The organism is Zymobacter palmae, from assembly GCF_003610015.1.
GTDB classification, from domain to species: domain Bacteria; phylum Pseudomonadota; class Gammaproteobacteria; order Pseudomonadales; family Halomonadaceae; genus Zymobacter; species Zymobacter palmae.
The window spans coordinates 1-5,060 of the sequence record NZ_AP018934.1 but is presented as its reverse complement, the minus strand read 5'-3'; the positions used below and the strand labels follow the sequence as shown (position 1 = coordinate 5,060).

The following is a 5,060-nucleotide window of genomic DNA, read 5'->3' as shown; positions in this document are numbered from 1 at the left end:
AGTCTATCCCCCTATGAAATATGCTTGTCTTAAGCGGCAAGTGCCTATTATGCCATGATTTTTAGCTATGAACTGTAGTGGCACGACACCAACATTAGGGAGTATTCCATGCTCAAAAAAACGCTTGCTGCGTGCGCAATTTTGTTGTCTTCCCATGCTATTGCTGAATCAGCGCCTGATTGCTCTCTAGACAAAGATAAAAAAATAATTAGCAACTTATTTTTATCTTTAGAAAACACAAACCACAGTAGCTATGCGTACAAACTGATTGATAAAAACAGTGTTTACACAATTACTTTGTTATCTTCAACAAAAGCTAATAAAAATGAAAAAACATATTTAATGGAAAGAAGATCTAAACAGAACGGAGATGATAAAGTATACGAACCTACAAAAGCACAATATATGGAAACTAATATCTATAAACAGTATTACAAAATAGACTTTCCCGGAGAAGAATCAATTATTGCCGAGTTTTATTCCATCCCCCACTACTGCGCCGTAGACTTAAAAAATATATATTTTATTTCTAGTGCCGTAGAAGGATTTACCCCATCATTTTTGGATAACACAAGTACTCCTTACTGACCAATACGGGCGATAGTTTACTAAGAAACTACCGCCCACAACCTTATACTATTCCTAGTTTTTTCTTAATTCTTTGTAGGGAAGCATATCGTTCATCTCTCCCGTTATGTCCACCATTTATCTTTTGAGTAACAGTATCAAAGTCATCTTTGTCAGCAAAAGCGTTTATACCTCTATTTTTCCAGTACTCACATGCAGTTCTCACTGCAATGTCTAAATCATCACTTACAACATTAGGATTTTGTTCAAGATTAACTCCTATCTTGTTCCCCATTACTCGATAGTTTTCGCGCCCAGTCAGATGAAGCAACCCGCGACCAATGTATCTAGGTCCATCTCCTGGCTGAGTATTACCTAGTGACTTTCTTCCATCATATTCTTTGCCACCATTTTTAGGTATTTCGGTCACTGCCGTGAACTGGAAAGTTTCACAGCATGCCTGCGATAAAAAGTGTGCTGCTCTTATAGCCGTATCAATTCCATAAACAGGCATCCACCGATTCAAAGGAGCCACGAGATTCTGTAAGTAGTATTCCTGCATCTCGTGTTTTTTAGGACTATTTTTTGCAGTGAAGTGCATCACAATACTGCTAAGCAGCGAGTAGTCGACAACGATCTTTCCAGCCCTTCGATAAGCCTGAAAGTCGTTGAACGCTTGTTTCAGCATTTCCCCAGTCACTTCCTGAGCCATATATTCCCCCTAGTCAGATAGTTAGCTCAAAAACCGCCCTACTTTCATGGAAAAAACGCAGGGTGTCCACCCCAAGGGTCAGCAGCTTGAGAGCACAGCGATTGAGATGCGTTAGGCCCACATTTGTGGGACGTAGACATACCTTGTCCGAGAAGGTTAAAAGCGACGTAGCCAGTTTTGATTCGTTTTCTTTTCTGCTTTTGAGGCAAAGTGCTTGTCGTTTTCTTTTCTGCTTTTGAGGCAGAGTGCTTGTCGTTTTTTTCACGACATTGCTTCCGGAAAGAAAATGCCTTTTTTTCGAAAGGCATACCGTATTTGATTCGTTTTCCATTCTGCTTTTTTGAAGCAAGACACGACTCGCTTTCCTGCGGTGTTTTCACTTCATAAAAAGCAGATTTTTTGAAGAAGTCTTTATGAGTTTCCGACGGAAACTCATGATTACGCGCCTTATCATGAGCGGCTTTTAGGCTTTCTGAGCCACAAACAACACTATCAAACATAAAAAATTTTATACAAAAAAAACAATAAAAACAATAAGTTAAAAACAAATATAAATTTTTATTTTCATTTCTTTATTAAAAAACCTCTTTATTCCATTGCTGGATGCGTAATATCAGGATAGAATCCTGACAAAGATTTTGATCGTCAATGGACGTTTATCCGCAGTTTATCTGCATAAATTGGAGCTACAACATGATATTTGGAAAAGGCATTCATGGAGCGATGACATGTGAAATGTTTCGCCAACTGCCCAGAAAAGACCAAGATGATCTGATGCAGAATCTGTATGACAGAGGTTATACGGCCAAAGATATTGGTAAGTTCCTAGAAATGAGTCCACAGACCATCTACAGCCGCATAAATGCTCACCGAGGGCGATCCAAAGGCCTGATGGCATAAGCTGCAGATCACTCGCCTTACGAGCCCCCAAAAAAAACGCGACCTTCTGGTCGCGTTTTTTTTGGCCTGTTAACCAGCATCACCGATCAAGGCAAGTATTAAACAGCAAAAATAAAACTCAGAGGCAATGGGCCTACATTGCACATCTTGCCGTCGAGAACATGACGAATTTTTGGAAAAAAGAGGTTATCGCAAGCCGATGTACAAAAAATCGTCATTACGTACGAGAGGAAAGTCAAGATTGCCAATAAAAAAGTGTACATAGTACACTTAACTCCAAGCCAATCCCTTTCCCTAGGAGTCGCGGCGTGGGTCATGCCATCGAATTTATCGAAACATCGCTGTTTACCCGCAGCATCCACCAGATTGCGACCGACGACGAGCTACGTGCCCTGCAAAATGATCTGATTGCGAACCCTACCAAGGGGGATCTGATTCAAGGCACTGGAGGGCTTCGTAAGGTACGTATGGCTACTCGAGGGCAAGGCAAAAGCGGCAGTGTCCGCGTGATTTATTTCCTCTCGACAGCTGAAACAATCTATCTCGTCTTGGCTTATGCCAAAAGTGAGAAAGAAAGCCTGACACAGGCCGAAAAGGCCTCACTCAAGCAGCTGATGCAGCAGCTCAAAGGAGAATCCTAATGAGTATCTTTGACGATCTGAAAAGCTCCCTTGAAGAAGCCGTGGAGATCAAAAAAGGCCGCCAGGCAGCAACACGCGTGACCCGCTACGAGGTCGCCGATGTGAAAGCTATCCGCGCTCAAATCAAGGTCTCTCAAGCAGAGTTTGCCCTGGCAATGGGAACCAGCGTTGATACGATCAAAAGCTGGGAAAGCAAACGTCGCAACCCCACAGGGCTAGCGGCCAAGGTACTTTCGGCAATCCAGAAGAACCCCGCGTTCTATCAGGAACTCGCTTCACATTGACGTTACCGAAGGCTCAATGACAAACGCGACCTCTTAGGGTCGCGTTTGTTCGCTATACAACACCTACCTGTTCCTAGCCTTTTATTTCCTTGTAGGGCTTCCTAAATCCGTCTGTACGCTTCGATTTGACCTAAACACGCCCTACCATACCCTTCACACGAAAAAACGCCGTGAGAAGCCTCCTATGGGCAAGAAAGAGAAAAGCGCTCTCAACGTAGCCAAGTTCATCAAAAGCCAAACCTTGATCCTACTCGACAAACTCAATGAGCTAGACGATGACGACGCTGCAAACGCATGTGAAAAGCTCCACGATGATGCCGAAGCCTTGCATGAAGTACTCGCCAATAAATGGGCTTCAGAGGGAGAGAATTAGCCGACGGCTAATAGAGCATTCAGGGTGTCGGGGCTTGCCCTGACCAAGACGACTTTGGATACCGTCCACGTACGGCGGTACTCCAAAGTTACATCTTGTCCGACTCCAGAGTGGTCTGGGTAAGATCAAATGGAAATGATTGGGAAAAGATTGAAAAACGAATGACGGGGTGATTACGCTGTAATGAATTGAATGATTGTGCCGCAAAAAAGAGGCCACGCATGTTGAAGTATTTTAGCGGCTAAAACCAAACTGCCGCCCCTCCACTTCGTTCGGGTTGTCGGGCACACGCGCTCGTGAACCTTCGGTTCATCTCACGACGCGCACCTGGGAAAAGACAATAAGCCTTCGGCTATTAAGATTTAGTTTTGAGATTGAAAAGAGGCAAAAGCAAAGCACCGCTGACGCGGCGCAAAAAGTGTGCGCAAGCGCACCCAACAACCCAACGAGCCTGTTTTTCGCTGCGCTTCAAAACAGGCTCGCCCTCCCTCCACTTCAGCCTAAATCAGCTTCGGTTTCGAGACGGTTCGCCTTGCTCTCCGCTATCGGTAGAACCCGCTAGGGTTCCTGCCCCCCTCACGCGCCGGAGAGACACATCTATGGGCTGCTGCACTACCTTTAGCCCCCTTGTAACTGGGCTGCCCCGCCGTTTTTTAAGTGGTGGCCGTCGATGGTTCCCGTTGCCCACTATCGGTAGTGCTGCCAGATCGCGACTCTGACAAGCCGTTGATGCGCGTCGCACGCTGGGCCATATGTGAGGTGTCCCCGTTTGGCCCGACCGCCACGGTAGAGAGGGCAACAACAACTTGAAGTCCAATCCCTCTTACCACGTACTCGCCTAGGATGGCGGCCGAAAGGGATTCTGATACTGAGAAAGGCAGCAAAAAAGGGCTTGCGAGGCGGCCAAAAGGGCCGTTAGACTAGATGTACTGTTTTTCTCTTGCTGCCTTTCACAGGAAGAGAATCCGAAACCCCGAGTGTTGACGCACTTGGGGTTTCTTCTTTCTGACGAACAAGTTATCCCTCTGCTCTCTGTGAGTCAATTACGACACAGTGGGATACAAAAAAGCCCGGCCATTAGGCCGGGCTTTTTTTCATGCAAATTTCTTGTTGGCAATACGGTCCCAGCCGCCTGCAATAGCGCCTGCACCCTTACCAGTAGCACGGTTCTGTTGAATGTACTTGATAGCGATACGGCCATAGTTTAGCGTCACGCTTTCTGTAGGAAATTCACCACCTCGGTTGGCATTCAGTCCAGAAATGATGACTTCTTCCAGCTTGATCTCCATGTACTTCTGCTGGTCTCCACCAGCACGGTTAACGTGGATTACCATGCTTTTGAAGTGCTGACCTGATGCACAAGCCTCAAACAGTTTTGGCGAAGCCCGATCAAGATGCTTTTCGATAAAGAAGTCTGGGCAGGAAGCCCCTCCAACAGTAGCCCCACCAGCGGAGCTAGCTGTACCTGATACAGCCTGCATAACGCCGTAATGGAAGTCGGTTAGCTCAATCCAGTCTTTGTGATTGGAATCCAGCGCTTCTCCCGGAATGGCTTCGATTTTCAAATATGCGTCAAACGACAT

At 45.7% G+C, this 5,060-nt stretch carries 7 protein-coding genes; 4 read left to right on the top strand and 3 right to left on the bottom strand.

Features of this window, described 5'->3' with window-relative positions; translation table 11 throughout:
* The first annotated feature begins 108 nt into the window (after window positions 1-108).
* Complete coding sequence (locus tag ZBT109_RS13480; protein ID WP_027705632.1) at window positions 109-588, top strand: hypothetical protein; 480 nt, start codon at window positions 109-111, stop codon at window positions 586-588.
* A gap of 43 nt (window positions 589-631) precedes the next feature.
* Here the strand turns inward: ZBT109_RS13480 and ZBT109_RS13475 are convergent, their stop codons facing one another.
* Together ZBT109_RS13475 and ZBT109_RS13670 are read right to left on the bottom strand one after the other, a co-directional pair.
* On the bottom strand, window positions 632-1,279 hold the full coding sequence (locus ZBT109_RS13475; RefSeq protein ID WP_051523983.1) for a glycoside hydrolase family 19 protein: 648 nt from the start codon (window positions 1,277-1,279) through the stop codon (window positions 632-634).
* A gap of 44 nt (window positions 1,280-1,323) precedes the next feature.
* On the bottom strand, window positions 1,324-1,779 hold the full coding sequence (locus tag ZBT109_RS13670) for a hypothetical protein (protein WP_145984537.1): 456 nt from the start codon (window positions 1,777-1,779) through the stop codon (window positions 1,324-1,326).
* 708 nt (window positions 1,780-2,487) lie between these two features.
* On the opposite strand from ZBT109_RS13670, the gene ZBT109_RS13465 reads away from it, so the two are divergent.
* The 3 genes from ZBT109_RS13465 to ZBT109_RS13455 all read left to right on the top strand — a co-directional run bounded on the left by ZBT109_RS13465 (window position 2,488) and on the right by ZBT109_RS13455 (window position 3,477).
* Window positions 2,488-2,820, top strand: a complete 333-nt coding sequence (locus tag ZBT109_RS13465; RefSeq protein ID WP_027705636.1) for a type II toxin-antitoxin system RelE/ParE family toxin — start codon at window positions 2,488-2,490, stop codon at window positions 2,818-2,820.
* Window positions 2,820-3,104 (top strand): NadS family protein, encoded by a 285-nt coding sequence (nadS, locus tag ZBT109_RS13460; RefSeq protein WP_027705635.1) that lies wholly within the window; start codon window positions 2,820-2,822, stop codon window positions 3,102-3,104. The genes ZBT109_RS13465 and nadS overlap by 1 nt, the downstream gene beginning before the upstream one ends.
* A gap of 184 nt (window positions 3,105-3,288) precedes the next feature.
* Entirely contained in the window at window positions 3,289-3,477 is a 189-nt protein-coding gene (locus tag ZBT109_RS13455) for a Rop family plasmid primer RNA-binding protein (RefSeq protein WP_027705634.1), read from the top strand.
* A 1,094-nt stretch (window positions 3,478-4,571) separates the two neighbouring features.
* Here the strand turns inward: ZBT109_RS13455 and ZBT109_RS13450 are convergent.
* Window positions 4,572-5,060 carry an Hcp family type VI secretion system effector gene (locus ZBT109_RS13450; protein ID WP_027705633.1) on the bottom strand — a complete coding sequence of 163 codons (489 nt, stop codon included), beginning with the start codon at window positions 5,058-5,060 and terminating at the stop codon, window positions 4,572-4,574.

Coding starts and splice junctions, on each gene's coding strand:
- ZBT109_RS13480 (WP_027705632.1), top strand. CDS start 109: ATGCTCAAAAAAACGCTTGCTGCGTGCGCAATTTTGTTGTCTTCCCAT.
- ZBT109_RS13475 (WP_051523983.1), bottom strand. CDS start 1,279: ATGGCTCAGGAAGTGACTGGGGAAATGCTGAAACAAGCGTTCAACGAC.
- ZBT109_RS13670 (WP_145984537.1), bottom strand. CDS start 1,779: ATGTTTGATAGTGTTGTTTGTGGCTCAGAAAGCCTAAAAGCCGCTCAT.
- nadS (WP_027705635.1), top strand. CDS start 2,820: ATGAGTATCTTTGACGATCTGAAAAGCTCCCTTGAAGAAGCCGTGGAG.
- ZBT109_RS13455 (WP_027705634.1), top strand. CDS start 3,289: ATGGGCAAGAAAGAGAAAAGCGCTCTCAACGTAGCCAAGTTCATCAAA.
- ZBT109_RS13450 (WP_027705633.1), bottom strand. CDS start 5,060: ATGTCGTTTGACGCATATTTGAAAATCGAAGCCATTCCGGGAGAAGCG.